The 16,529-nt window shown below is 36.6% G+C and carries 14 protein-coding genes; 5 read left to right on the top strand and 9 right to left on the bottom strand.

From position 1 onward, the window contains the following. Positions 1-161 precede the first annotated feature (161 nt). The 5 genes from HXY53_00140 to nifU form a co-directional block, all read right to left on the bottom strand. Complete coding sequence (locus HXY53_00140) at positions 162-572, bottom strand: biopolymer transporter ExbD (GenBank protein NWF74976.1); 411 nt, start codon at positions 570-572, stop codon at positions 162-164. Next, positions 562-1,104, bottom strand: a complete 543-nt coding sequence (locus HXY53_00135) for a MotA/TolQ/ExbB proton channel family protein (GenBank protein ID NWF74975.1) — start codon at positions 1,102-1,104, stop codon at positions 562-564. The genes HXY53_00140 and HXY53_00135 overlap by 11 nt, the downstream gene beginning before the upstream one ends. Next, positions 1,104-1,796: an energy transducer TonB gene (locus HXY53_00130; GenBank protein NWF74974.1), complete on the bottom strand. Its 693-nt coding sequence runs from the start codon at positions 1,794-1,796 to the stop codon at positions 1,104-1,106. Before HXY53_00130 ends, HXY53_00135 begins: the two co-directional genes overlap by 1 nt. 363 nt (positions 1,797-2,159) lie before the next feature. After that, complete coding sequence (gene nifS / locus HXY53_00125) at positions 2,160-3,335, bottom strand: cysteine desulfurase NifS (GenBank protein ID NWF74973.1); 1,176 nt, start codon at positions 3,333-3,335, stop codon at positions 2,160-2,162. Continuing rightward, complete coding sequence (gene nifU, locus HXY53_00120; protein NWF74972.1) at positions 3,332-4,162, bottom strand: Fe-S cluster assembly protein NifU; 831 nt, start codon at positions 4,160-4,162, stop codon at positions 3,332-3,334. Before nifU ends, nifS begins: the two co-directional genes overlap by 4 nt. A 133-nt stretch (positions 4,163-4,295) precedes the next feature. Here nifU and HXY53_00115 point away from each other — a divergent pair, with 133 nt between their 5' ends. Both HXY53_00115 and HXY53_00110 read left to right on the top strand, forming a co-directional pair. Then, positions 4,296-4,580, top strand: coding sequence for a GYD domain-containing protein (locus tag HXY53_00115; protein ID NWF74971.1), 285 nt, complete (start codon positions 4,296-4,298; stop codon positions 4,578-4,580). Positions 4,581-4,629: 49 nt separating this feature from the next. Next, the gene (locus HXY53_00110; protein NWF74970.1) at positions 4,630-4,920 is read left to right on the top strand and encodes a hypothetical protein; all 291 of its coding nucleotides are present in this window, start codon (positions 4,630-4,632) and stop codon (positions 4,918-4,920) included. Here HXY53_00110 and HXY53_00105 read toward each other — a convergent pair. From HXY53_00105 to HXY53_00095, 3 genes are all read right to left on the bottom strand, one after another. Beyond that, the gene (locus HXY53_00105; protein NWF74969.1) at positions 4,917-7,589 is read right to left on the bottom strand and encodes a calcium-translocating P-type ATPase, PMCA-type; all 2,673 of its coding nucleotides are present in this window, start codon (positions 7,587-7,589) and stop codon (positions 4,917-4,919) included. The two genes, HXY53_00110 and HXY53_00105, sit on opposite strands and share 4 nt — an antisense overlap. Before the next feature lie 720 nt (positions 7,590-8,309). Then, entirely contained in the window at positions 8,310-10,373 is a 2,064-nt protein-coding gene (locus HXY53_00100) for a biotin attachment protein (GenBank protein NWF74968.1), read from the bottom strand. Between the two features lie 13 nt (positions 10,374-10,386). Beyond that, entirely contained in the window at positions 10,387-11,844 is a 1,458-nt protein-coding gene (locus tag HXY53_00095) for an ATP-grasp domain-containing protein (GenBank protein ID NWF74967.1), read from the bottom strand. Positions 11,845-12,108: 264 nt separating this feature from the next. On the opposite strand from HXY53_00095, the gene leuC reads away from it, so the two are divergent. Genes leuC through HXY53_00080 form a run of 3 tightly spaced genes read left to right on the top strand, consistent with a single transcriptional unit; the run spans position 12,109 to position 14,632 of the window. After that, entirely contained in the window at positions 12,109-13,374 is a 1,266-nt protein-coding gene (gene leuC, locus HXY53_00090; protein NWF74966.1) for a 3-isopropylmalate dehydratase large subunit, read from the top strand. Continuing rightward, entirely contained in the window at positions 13,374-13,829 is a 456-nt protein-coding gene (locus HXY53_00085) for a RidA family protein (protein ID NWF74965.1), read from the top strand. The genes leuC and HXY53_00085 overlap by 1 nt, the downstream gene beginning before the upstream one ends. A gap of 59 nt (positions 13,830-13,888) precedes the next feature. Further along, the gene (locus HXY53_00080; GenBank protein NWF74964.1) at positions 13,889-14,632 is read left to right on the top strand and encodes an FKBP-type peptidyl-prolyl cis-trans isomerase; all 744 of its coding nucleotides are present in this window, start codon (positions 13,889-13,891) and stop codon (positions 14,630-14,632) included. 78 nt (positions 14,633-14,710) lie between these two features. Here HXY53_00080 and HXY53_00075 read toward each other — a convergent pair whose 3' ends face one another. Further along, the gene (locus HXY53_00075) at positions 14,711-16,504 is read right to left on the bottom strand and encodes a type II/IV secretion system protein (GenBank protein NWF74963.1); all 1,794 of its coding nucleotides are present in this window, start codon (positions 16,502-16,504) and stop codon (positions 14,711-14,713) included. Between the last annotated feature and the right edge of the window lie 25 nt (positions 16,505-16,529).

The following is a 16,529-nucleotide window of genomic DNA, read 5'->3' as shown; positions in this document are numbered from 1 at the left end:
CTCCTTATTATATTATTTAATAAATAAATTATAATAAATTAATTCATTTGTCAACTATCGAAATGACCCAAATCCAGCGATAAAAACCGTCATTGCGAGTGAAACGAAGTAATCTCGCTTCTTACAGTGAGATTACCTGTTAATACTATTAAGTCCAACCTTCATTTCTCACTGTATCCCTTTTCTGTAACTATACTGAAGTTTGTAATATCTGCAATTTTAACTTCATCTATAACTCTCACTAATAATCCAACATTTGCCTCTCTATCTACTTTAATCCGAATAAACTCCTTTTTTCCCTCAGATGTAGATTCTTTAATAGCTCTTTGCAAGTTCTCTATATCTACTCTTTTATCCATAAAATATATATCTGCGTTTTTAGTAATATAGATTGTGCTCAAATGCTCATTCTGTGTTTCTGATGTTTTTGATTCAGGGAGTTTTATTTTGATTGCGGGTTCCTGAATCAGATGTGAGGTGAGCATAAAGAAAAGCAACAGAAGAAAAACAACATCTACAAGTGGTGCAATGTTCAAATGAACATGGTTATGTCTCCTTCTCTTAAAATCCATTTCTCTTTTTCATATAAAGGCTAATTGTAATCTCCTTCAAAATAAAAGCAATGTCATCTGCCTGTTTTTCGAGATAGTGATGCCCAATATGAATTGGGATTGCAACGAGTAAACCGGCAGCAGTGGTAATAAGCGCCTCCCAGATGCCTCCAGCAAGCATTGAAGGGTTTACGCTTGAACTTTCAGCAATCACCATGAAAGCTTTAATCATCCCTGTGACTGTCCCTGTAAGGCCAAGAAGTGGTGCAATAGTTGCAATAAGTGCAAGCCAGCTCAATCCTTTCTCGATTTCTCTTATTTGTTTTGTACCTGTAACAGAAAGCTCCTGTTCGTTATAACCATTTTCAATCCCTTTTACTAAAGGGTCTAAAATATCAGAATGTTCTTTTAAGATTTCTTGTAGAGGCCTTCCGACACTTTTTAATATTCTTTTATACTGAATAAACTTATTTATTAAAATTGTAAGCCCTGTTAGAGAACATAGCAGGATCGGATACATTAATAAACCGCCTTTTAAGAAAAAATCTATCATTAGTCCCTCCTGAGAGTAAATCTAATTGGTAATATAACCCTCGATGATACTGGTTTGCCGTCTTTTTTTGCCGGTAGAAATGTTGACTTTTTTATCGCATTCACAGCAGACTCAGTAAAACCATAGCCAGCTTTATCTACAACTTCTACTTTCAGTAGACTACCTCTTTCATCAATTGTAAGTCTTAGAACAACTTTTCCCTCTTTTCCGAGCTTCTTTGCGAGAAGTGGATAAACTGGCATTTCCTTGTGCAGAAACGATGGAGCCTCTGCAGATCCAAATTCAGTATCAATCGTTTCAGGTTGACCATAAACAGGTGTAATTTGTTCAACATGTATTTGTTTTGATTCAGCTTGCACCATTGGCTTTAGGTTCACAATCTCCTTGGCCGGCTCGACAATTTCAATTTTTTTATCCTCAGGAATTGGAATATCAATAGGTTTGATAATTTCTTTTACTATTTCAGGTTCCATTTTCTTTTCTACAATCAGTTTCTTAATCACTTGTCTTTTTAATACCTGATCTTGTCGTTCATATGCATCTTCAATTGTGACAAACAATTCAATTTCCTGTATATGCTTTTTCACAATCAATGAAACTGGTATCAAAAAAATCAACACATGAATAAATAATGATAAAAATAAACCATGGTGTACGTTTAAAGATGATTTACTATGAATTTTTTTATACATTTCCAATAAATATCTTTCTAAATAAAATTATCGCGTTAAATAAATTTTTGAGTAATGTCTGCATTATTCGGCTTGATTAAACTTTCCAGAAAATAAAAAAGCCGCGAAAGCAATGCCTTCAAGACATCTTCAGCCTTCGTGGCTTAAAGTTCCTTTTCTTCCTAAAAGTTTTATTACAATCTGAACTTTATGTTCAATATATTTTGATTGTGTTTTAATTAAAATAATAAAAGATAGTAAAATATGTCAATGCATAAACAGAAATTGTACATTATATTTCTACTAATAATTTAATCTAAAAGCAAAAATTTAAGCTCATAATTCATATTGTATAAAAATGTTCTTAAATTATAATTTATGATTTTAGTGTTTTCTTATGAGTCTATCTCTACCAAATGGAGAAAGCAGTCTAAGATCGTTAACTATACCTGGTAATATTTCTATAACCTTATCAATCTCTTCTTCAGTATTATATCTGCTCAATGAGAATCTTATTGATCCGTGAATTGCGGTAAAAGGCACCCCCATCGCCCTCAATACATGAGAAGGTTCGAGAGAACCAGAAGTGCATGCTGATCCAGAAGAAGCACATATGCCATATTCGTTCATCCTTAGAAGTATCGCTTCTCCCTCAATATATTCAAAACTCAGGTTTGTTGTGTTTGGCAATCTATTCTGAGGATCTCCGTTTATCCTTACATCTGGGCATAGTTTGATAAGAGATGTTTCAAGCTTATCACGAAGTTTTGAAATATAATTATACTCAATATTAATGTTCTGTATAGCAAGTTCACATGCTTTTCCAAGTCCAATTATTGATGGGACATTCTCGGTACCAGCCCTTCTTCCTTTTTCCTGATGTCCACCTCTAATGTATGGAAAGAACCGTGTTCCTTTTCTGATATACAGTACGCCTATACCTTTTGGTGCATGCAATTTATGTCCTGAAAGAGATAGCATGTCTACAGGTAGTTTTTTGAGGTCTATCGGAATCTTTCCTACAGCCTGGACAGCATCGGTATGAAATAATATATGTCTCTCTCGAAGTATTTCACCTATTTCTTGAATAGGAAAAATATTTCCCACTTCATTGTTAGCGAACATAACTGATACAAGCAAGGTATCATCATCTATAGCTTTCAAAAGATCATCTATATTCAGCTGACCCTGATTGTTAACAGGCAGAAAAGTTATTCTGTAACCCCTGCGTGCAAGGTGTTTACAAAAATTTCTTACTGCAGGATGTTCTACTCGGGTAGTAATTATGTGCTTTTTTGTTGGATATAATTCGGCAGCACTAAATATAGCTGTGTTATCACTTTCTGTCCCACCGCTTGTAAATATTATCTCCTCAGGGTCAGCTCCTATAAGCAGTGCTACTTTCTCCCTTGCTTCTTCTATTTTTTTCAGAAGTTGCCCTCCGAATGTGTGCATACTCGATGGGTTCCCATAAAAAATACTCAAATAAGGAATCATTTCTTCGATTACTTCAGGGGCGACCTTTGTTGTAGCATTATTATCAAGATATATGGTATTCACTGGACTTCGACTGTTATCTCCTCACCTACGAATTCTCTTAGCTTATTCTGTATGCTATCTATGGTAACACCTGACATAACACAACCTGTGCACATTCCACGCATGGCAATAACAACTTTATTACCTTCTATATCTATAATTTCTATATCGCCTCCATCGGACTGCAATGCTGGTCTGATTTCTTTTTCAATGATCTCCTGTATAAGTGCAATTTTTTGTAAATTGGTAAGCTTTTTTTGTTTTGTCAATTTCTCGGGTTTTTTAATTAACCATATATCCCTGAGTATTGCTTCGATTTCACTCTTGCATTCACCACAACCACCACCAGCTTTTGTATAATTTGTTATATCATCAACAGTTGTAAGATGATTTTCCATTGCCACTTTTCTTATTTTTTCTTCAGTTACATTAAAACACTGACAGACAACTCTTCCCTCTTCCTCAACTACAGTTGGGATCCCCTTATAATTATTTATCGCAGCTTCAAGAGCCTCTCTCCCCATAACAGAGCAATGCATCTTTTCTTTTGGAAGGCCTCCGAGAAAATCAGCAATGTCTTGATTTGATATCTGAAGAGCCTCATCGAGTGTTTTTCCTTTAATTAGTTCTGTGAGTGCTGATGAGCTTGCTATTGCACTTGCACAACCGAATGTCTGGAATCTTGCATCAATAATCCTATTCGTCTCTTTATCTACTTTGAGTGTCAACCTCAATGCATCACCGCATATAATACTTCCAACTTCACCAACTGCATCAGGATTATCTATTTCTCCGATATTCTTTGGATTCAAGAAAAATTCCTTAACTTTATCTGTATAATCCCACATTTTATAATTTAAACAAAGCTTTCATTAAAATGTCAATTTGACAAAATTAATATAATTGTCTATAAATGTATGCACAGGTTTAGATTGAAATAAATTTCAATTCATAATGATTTATAATGAAAGGAGTTAGGAAATGGCATACTACGTTATATTAAGCACATTGACTGACGAAGGGCGTAAAACAATAAAAGAGAATCCAAAGAGGATTCTCGAGGTCAACAAAGAAATAGAAAAGATGGGAGTAAAGGTAATAAAGCAATATGCAGTTCTTGGTCCGTATGATTTTGTTAATATTGTTGAAGCCCCTGATAATTCTACTATTATGAAAATGTCTGTTGAACTCGGAGCACGTGGATCTGTCCAACTTCTCACTCTTGCAGCTTTACCAATAGAGGATTTTATCAAGAAGATAAAATAAGAATCTGTTCGATATATTAACAAACTAATTTGGAGCAAATAAGAAACATATGAAAATATGTGCTTTCTGTGGCAAAAAAGTCGAAATAGATAAATATTTTTCAAGGAAGTCTATATGTCCAACTTGCGGAAGTGATCTTCATGTCTGTCTAAATTGCAAATTCTATTCGGAAAAAAGCCACAATAAATGCATTGAACCAAAGGCTGAATTTCAGAGAACAAGGGACAAGGCAAACTTCTGTGACTATTTTATTTTTAGAGAATCTTCATCAATATCTTTATCGCAAGAAAAAGAAGAGGCTATGAAAAAACTTGATGCTTTATTTAAAAAGTCTTCTTAATATATCTTCCTTATCCAACTTTTTTCTATTTCAACAGCAAAGAAAACAATAGAGGACAAGCCAAAACATATTAATAATTCATTAATTGTTAGAGGTTTTGTTTTAAATATTGGATTCAGAAAAGGCATATATATTGTCGACAATTGGAGTAAGATGGTCAGAATAAACGCGCCAAACAAAGGCTTATTAGAAAAGAGTCCTTGAGAAAAGAGAGACTCCTTTTCAGAACGAATTGCAAGCACATGTCCCATCTGACTGAGGCATAGTACTGTAAAAACCATTGTCTGCCAGTGAGCGTGACCTGTCTTTATAGACCAGGCCTGTGTAAATATAGATACAAATCCCATGAGGAGTCCTACCCAGATGATATGTGCAACAAGGCCGTGTGCAAATATACTCTCCTGCGGGTGACGAGGTGGTCTTTTCATTATTTCTTTCTCAGCAGGCTCTGCTGCAAGGGCAAGACCAGGAAGTCCGTCTGTAACAAGATTAATCCACAGGATGTGGATTGGCAGAAGAGGAATTGGTAGCCCAAGAAATGGCGCGAGGAAAATAGTCCAAATCTCACCTGAATTACTTGTCATCGTATATTTTATAAACTTACGGATGTTGTCAAATATCCTTCTGCCTTCTTTTACAGCTTTCACAATGGTTGCAAAGTTGTCATCAAGGAGTATCATGTGCGAAGCTTCTTTTGCAACATCAGTTCCTGTAATACCCATTGCTACGCCTATATCTGCTCTTTTTAATGCTGGTGCATCATTAACTCCATCTCCTGTCATAGCAACAAATTGGCCTTTGTCCTGGAGTGCTTTAACAATCTTCAGTTTTTGTTCGGGAGCTACTCTAGCATAGACCTTAATCTTTTCGACATGGTCTTCAAATTCCTCTATGGGAAGTTCAGCAAGCTCTTTACCTGTAATGATCGACCTTGAGTCATCCTCAAGAATTTTAAGACGTTCTGCTATCGCTTTTGCTGTGAGTGGATGGTCACCTGTAATCATAACAGGTTTTATTCCTGCGGTTTTGCACAAGGCTACGGACTCTTTTGCCTCTTCTCTTGGTGGGTCTATCATGCCAACAAGGCCTAAGATAGTAAAATTTTTCTCAACATTCTCAGGTGAGATATCCTGTGGTATATTGTCCCAATATCTCATAGCTATACCTAATACGCGTAACCCTTCAGAAGCCATTTTGTCGTTAATTTCTGAAATCTTTTTCTTATCAATTGGGATTAACCCTTGAGCAGTCAAAATATTGTCAGCTTTTTCGATCAAGACATCTACTGCCCCTTTGGTAAAGGAAAAAAAAGATGCATCATGCATAATGTCAGATAGATTAGTTTTTTCTTTATTAATACTGTGGAAGGTAGTCATACATTTTCTTTTGGAGTCAAATGGAATCTCTGCAATGCGTGGAAAAATTTTTTCAAGTTCATTTTTATCAAACCCTTTTTCCTTAGCAATCTTATATAAAGCTGTTTCTGTTGGGTCTCCTATCTCTCTGCCTTCTTTATCTAAAAATGCATCATTGTTTAATGCCATTGCTGTCATAAACAAGGCAAGAGGTTGAGAAGTTGAGATTTTTTGCTTATCTTCATAATTTTTTTTCTTCTCGCCTTCTGTCTTTATAAGCTCCTCATCCACATATATCTCTTCTACTGTCATTCTATTTAGCGTGAGAGTTCCTGTCTTATCTGAGCAAATATAAGTCACAGACCCAAGGGTCTCAACCGCAGGAAGTTTTCTTATGAGGGCATTTTGCTTTACCATCTTTTTTGCACCAATAGCAAGAGATATAGTGATAACAGCAGGAAGTGCTTCAGGTATTGCAGCAACGGCAAGTGATATAGCTGTAAGAAGCATCAAAAGAGGGGATTCTCCTCTAAAGATTCCAATAATAAATATTAAAGCACAGATTATCAGGACAGCTACTGCAAGTTTCTGCCCAAACACTGCCAGTCTTTTCTGAAGAGGTGTTTTCACCTCTTCTTCCTCTTGAAGCATCTTGGCGATTCTACCGAGTTCGGTGTTCAAACCTGTCGCAACGACTACACCTTTTCCCCTTCCATATGAAATAACCGTTCCTTTATAAACCATGTTTTTTCTGTCACCCAGAGGAATCATTTCATCTTGAAGAATATCGATATGCTTTTCTACAGGAACAGATTCACCCGTAAGGGCTGCCTCTTCAACCTTTAATTGAATGCCTTCAATAAGTCTCATATCTGCAGGAACAATTTTCCCTGCCTCTAAAAATACAATATCGCCAGGGACGAGCTTAGAAGCAGGTATATCTGAGGGTTTTCCATCTCTTATAACAGTTGCACTTGGGGCAGCCAATTTTTTAAGTGCAGCCATGGCCTTTTCTGCGCGATATTCCTGAACAAAACCGATAATGGCATTAAGAATTACAATTACTATGATGGCAATGGTATCTGAAGGCTCGCCTATAATTCCAGAAATGATTGCTGCGGCAATAAGGACAATGATCATAAAGTCCTTGAATTGATCGAGTAACATCATGAGATGGGTCTTTTTCTTTTTTTCTTTTAATTCATTGGGACCATATTTTTTAAGACGCTCTGCAGCCTTTTGTGAGGAGAGACCCTCAATGGATGTTTTTAATTCTTCAATAACCTCATCTATTGATTTCTGATGCCAATACATATTTATTCGCTATTATTCTATAACAACTTTTATTTTACGCATAATCCATTAAGCCACTTCAAAAATATCCTCAGCAATAAAATCAGGTTTAATAGTAAGTTTTTAGTTTTTGTATCTGTCATCTCATCATCCCTTTAATACCTAATACCATATACCATAACCTCAAGTCTCGCTATCCTTTCTTCTATTGGAGGATGGGTACTAAAGAGTTTACAGTTCTACTCCATAAATAGCCCCAACGCCTATAAGCATGAGTATCAAAGTAACTATTAACCCAAATAATGCAGATATTGCTCGAAAATTTCTTTAACTCGATGAAATTATTAAATTATTTTTATTTGTTATATGGATAAAAATATTCATAAAACTATTAGTTATAGGTACACTAAGGTATCGAAAAATAAATTTTCTCACAAATCTGCATTAATCTAAATGCATTTTTTTAGGTTAATATCATTGTTTTTAAAGTGTTCATATTCACCTTTCATAAAAAAAGACCTTCACCTCATATTCTTAAAAATATGTGGTAAAGGTCTCGCTTGTTAGTTTTACTAACCAGTGGTACCGGCCCATTTATATGAACGTATTGACGATAGCCACTGTTCAGCTACTCCCCTTTTATAAAATAATTACTACAAAATTATTGTTCCTGTCAATAAATTTTGATGCTATATTTTGGTACAGTTTATCTTGTTTCAAATATATATTTTTGATTTTTTATTATTGTTTTTCTAAGATAAATAAAAGCTGGCCTTCAACAACAAAGTCGTTCAGTCTTACACATATTTCAGTAATTTGCCCATCGAAAGGAGCAACAATTGCGTTTTCCATCTTCATTGCTTCAAGATTTGCTATCTCTTCACCCTTGTGAACTATATCACCAACCTTGAGTTTACCTCTCTCAGGATTACCAATCCTCCAGATATTGCCATTAATAGGTGCTCCTATTTCATTTGGACGTTTAGCTATTCTAATCTCTACCTTCTTTGCTCTTGGAGTCTCTACACTATAAACCCTTGTCTTATTGTTAACACGCATAACAACATGAATTATGCCTTCATGTTCAGCCCCAACTGATACAAGTTCAATACTATAAGGCTTTCCCCACAGCTCAAAATCTACTCTGTCATCCGGTCTTTTCAGACCTTCTCTCCATACAGGTGTTGGTAATACCAAAGGCGATTCTCCATACTTTTCTCTAAACTCAATCATCTCTAATGCATCTTTCGGATGCATCAGGTATAGAATGAACTCTTCCTCTGTTGGTTCTCTGTTAATAGCGACTGTTAGTTCCTGCCTTAGACTAACCAGATCATCATCGGGTAATGAATCAAGCGGAGAAAGCTCTATTCTTTCCTTTATCTTTTGCTCCCATTCATCACCGAATGTACTTTTATAAACCCATTCCGGTGGCCATCCCATAGGTAACCTGCCATAATGGCCAAGAATAAGATTCTTGAAATCCCCTGGTGCATTCTTGAAAAGATAAAGCAACTCATCCTGTTCAATTTTATCCATATCGTTAAAATTCAATGATTTCTGTTCAATAAATTTTGTGAGAAGCTCTATGAGATGTCTGACTCCGGCCTCCCCTTTTGCTTTTGCATACCTGTTTACAATACCACTACATGTTACCCAAGTAATCTGAGAACCTGGGGTAACATCAAAGTAATGGATAATTTTGTTATATAAAGACATTACTTTCAAGATTGCTGGCATTAAATGAAGGAACCCCCCTTTATCAGCCTGTTCGAATGAACTTGGGAAAGCACCTCCTGGCATTTTATGATAAGTAACTGTATGATCAAAACCTTTAAAAGGTGATTCAGCCCAATCATAAAAACCTATCCATTCCCTTACCTTCTGTACTGCTGACTCAGCCTCATTCCTATCAAGATTTACGTGTATTCCCATCTCTTCAAAATACGCATGAACACCTAATATGGGTGAGTGTCCGTAAAAACGGACAAGAGAATCTTCTTCAACATCAAAAATCTTAGCTCCTGCCCGAGCCGCAGATAGAAAGGCAGGCATTGCAAGACCATCGGTTATATGTCTGTGATAATTAATTACAAGTTCAGGATATTTTTGTTTTATTGCATCAATAAGATTCCCTATTCTTTTAATGCTACCCACCCCAGCCATATCCTTAATGCATAATATTATTTGATCTGTGCCTCCGCAGAGATTAACAATTTCTTTCACAACATTTAGATAATATTCATTTGTTGTCCAGTCTGCCATTGTAAATGATATCGCAGGTTCAAAAAGCTTTCCCCTGTTCATTACAACTTCTGCAACTGCTCGCATATTTCTAACATCATTCAGAAACGAGAAACACCTCCAGACATCGATGTCAACCCGTGAGATAACATATTCAATCACATTCTTAGGATATGGTCGATATCCCCATAGATTTGTCTCACGTATAAGAGTTTGCAAAAGCACATTTGGCATTGTCTCTCTTAAGATGTTTAACTCTTCGAATGGACTTTCCCTGCGGTTCATGACACCAACATGCCACCTTGCACCTCCATGGCATTCTGCACTAAATAAGCCCATCCTATTGTAATAGGGTGCAAGAGTTGAAAGGTCATAAATACGATGACGGTTCTTATAATCAGATTGTCCTGCGTCACGCATACCAACCGATGTAAAGCAAACGCCCTTGAGAGAACGCACAGTCCTAACAATATCAACAGGTGACATGCCTGGTTTTACGAATATATAATTTTTCTTATTCTCTTTTTCTATTTTTTTCTTTTTTGCTTTTTTGTTATTCATCAAACACAATCCTTTACATCCATTTCTGAGGTCCGAGAGCAGATATTTCAGCAACATATCTTGCGATCTTCAGTACTTCATCTTCACTGTCTTTTTCCTTAAACATAGAGATGAGTTCATCCATATGTTCTTCAATAAAACGTGTGGAGTACTCCCCAGCAATAAAAGCAGGATGCCTTATTATACTTAAAAGTAGTGGTGCAAGAGTTTTAACACCCTCGACACGCAGGTTTCTACTGAGAGCTCGATCCATAACGCGTATTGCATCCTCTCTGTCTACCCCTGCTGTTATAACTAACATAAAAAGTGAATCATAATAAGGTGGTATATCTGCACCCTCGTATACGCCTGTAGCGATTCTCACGCCAGGACCTTGCGGCACCTGTAATCTGGTAATCTTTCCGAATGATGGACTGAAGGTTTTTGGATCTTCTGCATTCATTCGCACCTCAAGTGCCCATCTGTTTGGCATAATATCCGATTGTTTAAAAGCAAGTTTCTTTTTCATTGCAACATCAATCATAATTCCAACAATATCCAGACCTGTTATGAGTTCAGTTATACCATGCTCAACCTGAAGCCTTGTATTTACTTCAAGAAAATAGAATTTTCTTGTTGATGAATCAAAAATAAATTCTACAGTTCCAGCAGATGTATAACCTATTTCCCGCATCAGTCGCACTGCTGTAAAACATATCTCTCTACGAAGATCTTCATTAATTGATGGAGACGGAGCTTCTTCTATAATCTTTTGATTGCGCCTCTGTATTGTGCACTCTCTTTCATAAAGATGGACTACATTGCCATACTCATCTGCAACTATCTGAACTTCTATATGCCGCCCAAGTTCTATATACTTTTCTACCAGAACCCTTTCATCACCAAATGCTTTAAGGGCTTCGGATCGTGCTTGTTGAAAAGCCCGAGTTAATTCATCTTCACTCGAAACTTTCACCATACCTTTCCCACCACCGCCTGCTACTGCCTTTATCATTATTGGATACTTTATATTCTCTTTTTTCATCCACTTCTTTATCTGCTCAGTGTTTGTGACATTTATGATACCAGGGATAGTTGGAACATTTGCTTTTTGAGCGAGTCTTTTTGCCTGAATTTTATCTCCGAGAGACTTGATTACTTCAGGAGAGGGACCTATCCAGATAAGACCAGCATCCTGAACCATTTTAGCAAAAACAGGATTCTCTGCAAGGAAGCCCCATCCAGGATGAATTGCATCTGACTTGCTTTGAATAGCTGCCGCTATCATCTTCTCCATATTTAAATAAGATTCCAATGGAGGGGCTTCACCAATATGAATTGCTGAATCAGCCGTAAATACGTGATGTGCCAGACGATCAGGCGTGCTGTAAACTGCAGTAGTCGGAATTTTTCTGTCCCTGCAAGTATGCATAATTCTTACAGCAGTAACACCACGATTAGCAATTAGTATCTTATTGATTTTCCTATGCATGGATATTCCTTAATATTTATCGAAAATAATTCATATTCTAACATAACTTGCGTCATACTTGTCCAAAACAAATATTCCGCTAAAAAGAGAGAGGATAGTAAAAAGGTTACCAAACAAACGTAGGACAGGCGTCTCGCCTGTCAAGACAAAGAATTATTTCTGTCAGCAGTGAACTTGAACAATTCATAAAATAATTATCCTATTTCAGAAGGTAGCTGTTGTCCATTAAGCTCAGGTATAATAATAAATACTTTGAATCGGAGGATACATATGACGATAACAGAAAAGATTCTATCTGTCCATGCAGGTAAAAAAACCGTCTCATCTGGTGAGCTCATAAACGCAAAGGTGGATCTCATTTTAGCTAATGACATAACAGCTCCTATTGCAATATCAGAATTCAAAAAGATCGGGGCAAAAGATGTTTTTAACAAAACCCGCATAGCTTTAATTCCTGACCATTTTGCACCACAAAAAGACATAAAAGCAGCAGAACAGTGCAAGATGCTCAGAGATTTTTCAAAGGAATATAATCTCGGTCTTTATTTTGAGATAGGTAGAATGGGTATTGAACATGCGCTTCTACCTGAGGAAGGATTGGTTGTATCAGGTGATCTTGTAATAGGTGCTGATAGCCATACATGCACATATGGTGCACTTGGAGCTTTTTCAACTGGTGTTGGCTCAACAGATGTAGCAGCAGCGATGGCAACAGGCGAATGCTGGTTCAAAGTTCCTGAATCAATGAAATTTATTTATTATGGCAAACTTAACAAATGGGTCAGCGGCAAGGATCTGATACTTCATACAATCGGTGATATAGGGGTTGATGGTGCTTTATATAGAGCAATGGAATTCGAAGGAGAAACCATAAAAAATCTTCCTATGCACGGAAGACTTACCATGTGCAATATGGCAATAGAGGCTGGTGGAAAGAGCGGTATCATTGTGCCGGATAGAATCACAAAATCTTATGAGAGAAAAAGAGCAAAAAGACGACCGGTTTATTATAAGTCTGATAAAACTGCTAAATATATTGAAGTACGTGAATATGACTGTTCAAAAATTCCATTAACTGTCTCGTGTCCACACCTGCCATCTAATACCAGACCTGCAGTAGAATTATTCGAAGTCTATCTTGATCAGGTTGTAATTGGGTCATGTACAAATGGAAGACTTGAGGATTTAAGGGAGGCTGCATCTGTAATAAAAGGGAGAAAGGTGAACCCAAATGTAAGAATGATTGTAATTCCTGCTACACAACAAATTTTTCGCCAGGCTATGAAAGAAGGCCTCCTCGATATTTTTATTGAAGCAGAGGCAGTTGTCTCTACTCCAACATGTGGTCCTTGTCTTGGTGGGCATATGGGAATTCTTGCAAAAGGCGAAAGAGCGCTCGCTACAACAAACAGAAATTTTATTGGGAGAATGGGGCATCCTGAGAGTGAGGTTTATCTCTCCAATCCTGCAGTAGCAGCAGCATCTGCAGTGCTTGGCAGAATAGGAACACCTGAGGAATTAGGATTGTAATGTCACCTGAAAAAAAATTGAAGGAATTAGGCATAGACTTACCTGAAGTCCCTCAGCCTCTTGGGTCTTATGTTCCGTTTATCCAAACAGGAAATTTAATTTTTTTAAGCGGTATACTTCCTCTCATTAACGGGAAATTGTTAAGGACAGGACGGGTTAATGAATCTGTTTCTCTGGACGAGGCAAGGGAAGATGCCAGAATTGCTACTATAAATGCTCTCTCGGTTCTAAAAAAATATCTTGGAACCCTTAACAGGGTCAAAAGATGTATAAAGATTACCGGTTATATTGCATCATCACCTGATTTCATAGAGCATCCAAAAGTCCTCAATGCTGCCTCCGATTTAATTGCCGAGATATTTGGCGAAGCTGGCAGGCATTCACGCGCAGCAATAGGTGTACCTGTGCTCCCTCTGAATTCAACAGTTGAAATAGAGTTTATCTTTGAAATCTGAATAGACAAAGTCCCTCTATATTTTTATAATATAAAAAAATACTCTTGAAAGGAGATTATATGAGATTTTACATAGTATTTATTTTGGGTATCATTCTTGTTGCTCAGGGGGTTTTTGCAGAAGATAAAAAGTTTGAATTGAAAGATGACAAAGATAGAATAAGTTATAGTATAGGAGTAAATATCGGAGCAAATATGAAAAACCAATCTCTTGATATTAATCCTGATGCCCTTGCAAAAGGCATAAATGATGCGATTGAAGAAAAAAAGACATTATTGAGTGAGCAAGAGATGAACGATATTCTCGCTACCCTTCAGAAAGAGTTAATGGCTAAACAGATGGAACGTCAAAAAGAGCTTGCTGAAAAGAACAAAAAAGAGGGCGATGCTTTCCTTGAAGAAAACAAGAAAAAAGAAGGCGTCATTACTCTTGCCAGTGGTCTTCAATATAAAGTAATAACTGAAGGAACAGGTGAGTCTCCCTCATTATCAGATACAGTAACTGTTAATTATAGCGGAAAACTAATTGATGGAACAGAATTCGACAGTTCATATAAAAGAGGACAACCTGCTGTTTTTAGGGTAAATAGTGTAATCCCTGGATTTTCTGAAGCTCTTCAACTCATGAAACCTGGAGCTAAATGGCAAATCTTTATCCCGGGTAATCTTGGTTATGGAGAACGCGGTGCTGGTAAAATAATAGAGCCTAATGCAACTTTAATCTTTGAAGTTGAACTTATATCTTTTGAAAAAGGTATGAAATACCATACTGACCAGATGATGCAACAGATGATGAATCCTTAACCCAAATAATATCGAAAAATAAATTTTCTCATAAAATTTGCATTATTTTAATTACATTTTTCGGGTTAGTTTTTATATTCAAGAAATGCCTGTAACTCTGATAATCTCATCTACAGTAGTTATTCCCTGTAGAAGTTTTCTTATTGCACTTTCCCGTAGGGTAATCATACCCTGACCCAATGCGATCTTTTTGATTGTTGTGGGCAATGCTTTTTCGTTTATTTGTTCTCTAACTTTATCATTTATTTCCATAACTTCAAATATACCGGTTCGACCTATATATCCTGTGCCTCTACATTCCGGGCAACCTCTACCAATAGCAACCTGATAATTTTTTACCTTCTCATAATCAATCTTCAATATATAGCATTCATCTTTTGATAAATTATAATTTTCTTTACAATATGGGCATACTTTCCTAACAAGTCTCTGTGCAATAACCCCCAGCAATATAGCATTTATTAGGAAAGGCTGAACTCCCAGATCAAGTAACCGTGTTATAGAACTTGGAGCATCATTGGTATGTAAAGTCGAAAGAACAAGGTGCCCTGTCAGAGCTGCTTGTATAGCATTTTCTGCGGTCTCGAGGTCTCTTATTTCTCCCACCATAATTATGTCAGGATCCTGTCTCAATAATGTCCTCAAATAATTTGCAAATGTGCCGTCTATTTGCGGCTGGACCGCGGTCTGATTGAAACCTTCATATATCATTTCTATTGGATCTTCAATCGTGGATATATTAACCTCTGAAGTCGAAAGTATTTTTAAGAGAGAATATAAAGTAGTTGTCTTTCCACTTCCAGTTGGTCCGGTAACAAGAATCAGGCCATGGGTATTAGCAATAAATGACTTGACAAGTTTTAATTCTCTTGTAAAAAATCCTAAATCTTCTATATCCTGCATAAGCACTGCTGGATCGAATATCCTGATTACAACCTTTTCTCCGAAAGCAACGGGAAGTGTCGATACACGCAATTCTACTTCTTTTCCCTCGTAATCTGTCTTAATTCTTCCATCCTGAGGCTTTCTTTTCTCTGCTATATCCATACGCGAGAGCATCTTGATTCTCGAAATAATAGGTGGGTGCACAGCTTTTGGAATCTTATAGACATTATGCAGGATGCCATCAATTCTGAATCTTATTAGACTGAAGTCTCTCTTTGGCTCAATGTGTATGTCTGATGCTCTGCTGGAATAAGCGTAATGGAGAAGATACTCAACCGCATTTATAATATGCTGATCTGTTGCCTCCAGTTCTGCTATTGACTTCAATTTAATATACTGTTCAAGATTTCCGAGATCTGTTTTGCTATCGATCTCTTTATGTGCTGATACAATTGAAGATTTAAAACCATAGAATTCTGTAATTATCCTCATAATGTCTGCCTTTGTTGCAACAACAACTTTTATCGTATAGCCTGTTATCCTTCCTATCCTGTCTATTGCCTCTATTTCAAAAGGATTAGCTGTTGCAACTGTAAGTATATTATCTGTGAGCTCTATAGGCACAAGTTGATTTTTTATTGCGTAAGGTCTGGATATCAACTGTGTTACAACATCCACATCCAGCTTTAAAGGATCAATCTTTACAAAAGGCATATTCAGATATTTTGCGATTATTTCCATTATCATTTCGGCTGTAATGAGTTTATTAGCATCGTTTGATGAAGTAAGTTTCAGAGATTCAATAACATCAATGAGGGATACCATGGATTGATCAGCAATGTCATAACGTAATCTCTGTGTCTTTGTCTTCAGTATCTTTGACCTTTGTATAGACTCTTTTGACTTTATAAACTGTATCTGCTCCTCACTGAGAATACCCTCAGCTAATAGAATATCGAGTAATCTGTCTTTTTCATTAATCTTCATCAGCTATATAATAACACTGTTTATA

Source organism: Nitrospirota bacterium, assembly GCA_013388455.1.
GTDB lineage: Bacteria > Nitrospirota > Thermodesulfovibrionia > Thermodesulfovibrionales > SM23-35 > JACAFF01.
This window is presented reverse-complemented; position numbering and strand designations above follow the sequence as displayed.

Excerpts from the sequence above, each read along its gene's own strand:
- HXY53_00140 (NWF74976.1), bottom strand. The coding sequence starts at position 572 with ATGGATTTTAAGAGAAGGAGACATAACCATGTTCATTTGAACATTGCA.
- HXY53_00135 (NWF74975.1), bottom strand. The coding sequence starts at position 1,104 with ATGATAGATTTTTTCTTAAAAGGCGGTTTATTAATGTATCCGATCCTG.
- HXY53_00130 (NWF74974.1), bottom strand. The coding sequence starts at position 1,796 with ATGTATAAAAAAATTCATAGTAAATCATCTTTAAACGTACACCATGGT.
- nifU (NWF74972.1), bottom strand. The coding sequence starts at position 4,162 with ATGTGGGATTATACAGATAAAGTTAAGGAATTTTTCTTGAATCCAAAG.
- HXY53_00115 (NWF74971.1), top strand. The coding sequence starts at position 4,296 with ATGGCATACTACGTTATATTAAGCACATTGACTGACGAAGGGCGTAAA.
- HXY53_00110 (NWF74970.1), top strand. The coding sequence starts at position 4,630 with ATGAAAATATGTGCTTTCTGTGGCAAAAAAGTCGAAATAGATAAATAT.
- HXY53_00105 (NWF74969.1), bottom strand. The coding sequence starts at position 7,589 with ATGTATTGGCATCAGAAATCAATAGATGAGGTTATTGAAGAATTAAAA.
- HXY53_00100 (NWF74968.1), bottom strand. The coding sequence starts at position 10,373 with ATGAATAACAAAAAAGCAAAAAAGAAAAAAATAGAAAAAGAGAATAAG.
- HXY53_00095 (NWF74967.1), bottom strand. The coding sequence starts at position 11,844 with ATGCATAGGAAAATCAATAAGATACTAATTGCTAATCGTGGTGTTACT.
- HXY53_00085 (NWF74965.1), top strand. The coding sequence starts at position 13,374 with ATGTCACCTGAAAAAAAATTGAAGGAATTAGGCATAGACTTACCTGAA.
- HXY53_00080 (NWF74964.1), top strand. The coding sequence starts at position 13,889 with ATGAGATTTTACATAGTATTTATTTTGGGTATCATTCTTGTTGCTCAG.
- HXY53_00075 (NWF74963.1), bottom strand. The coding sequence starts at position 16,504 with ATGAAGATTAATGAAAAAGACAGATTACTCGATATTCTATTAGCTGAG.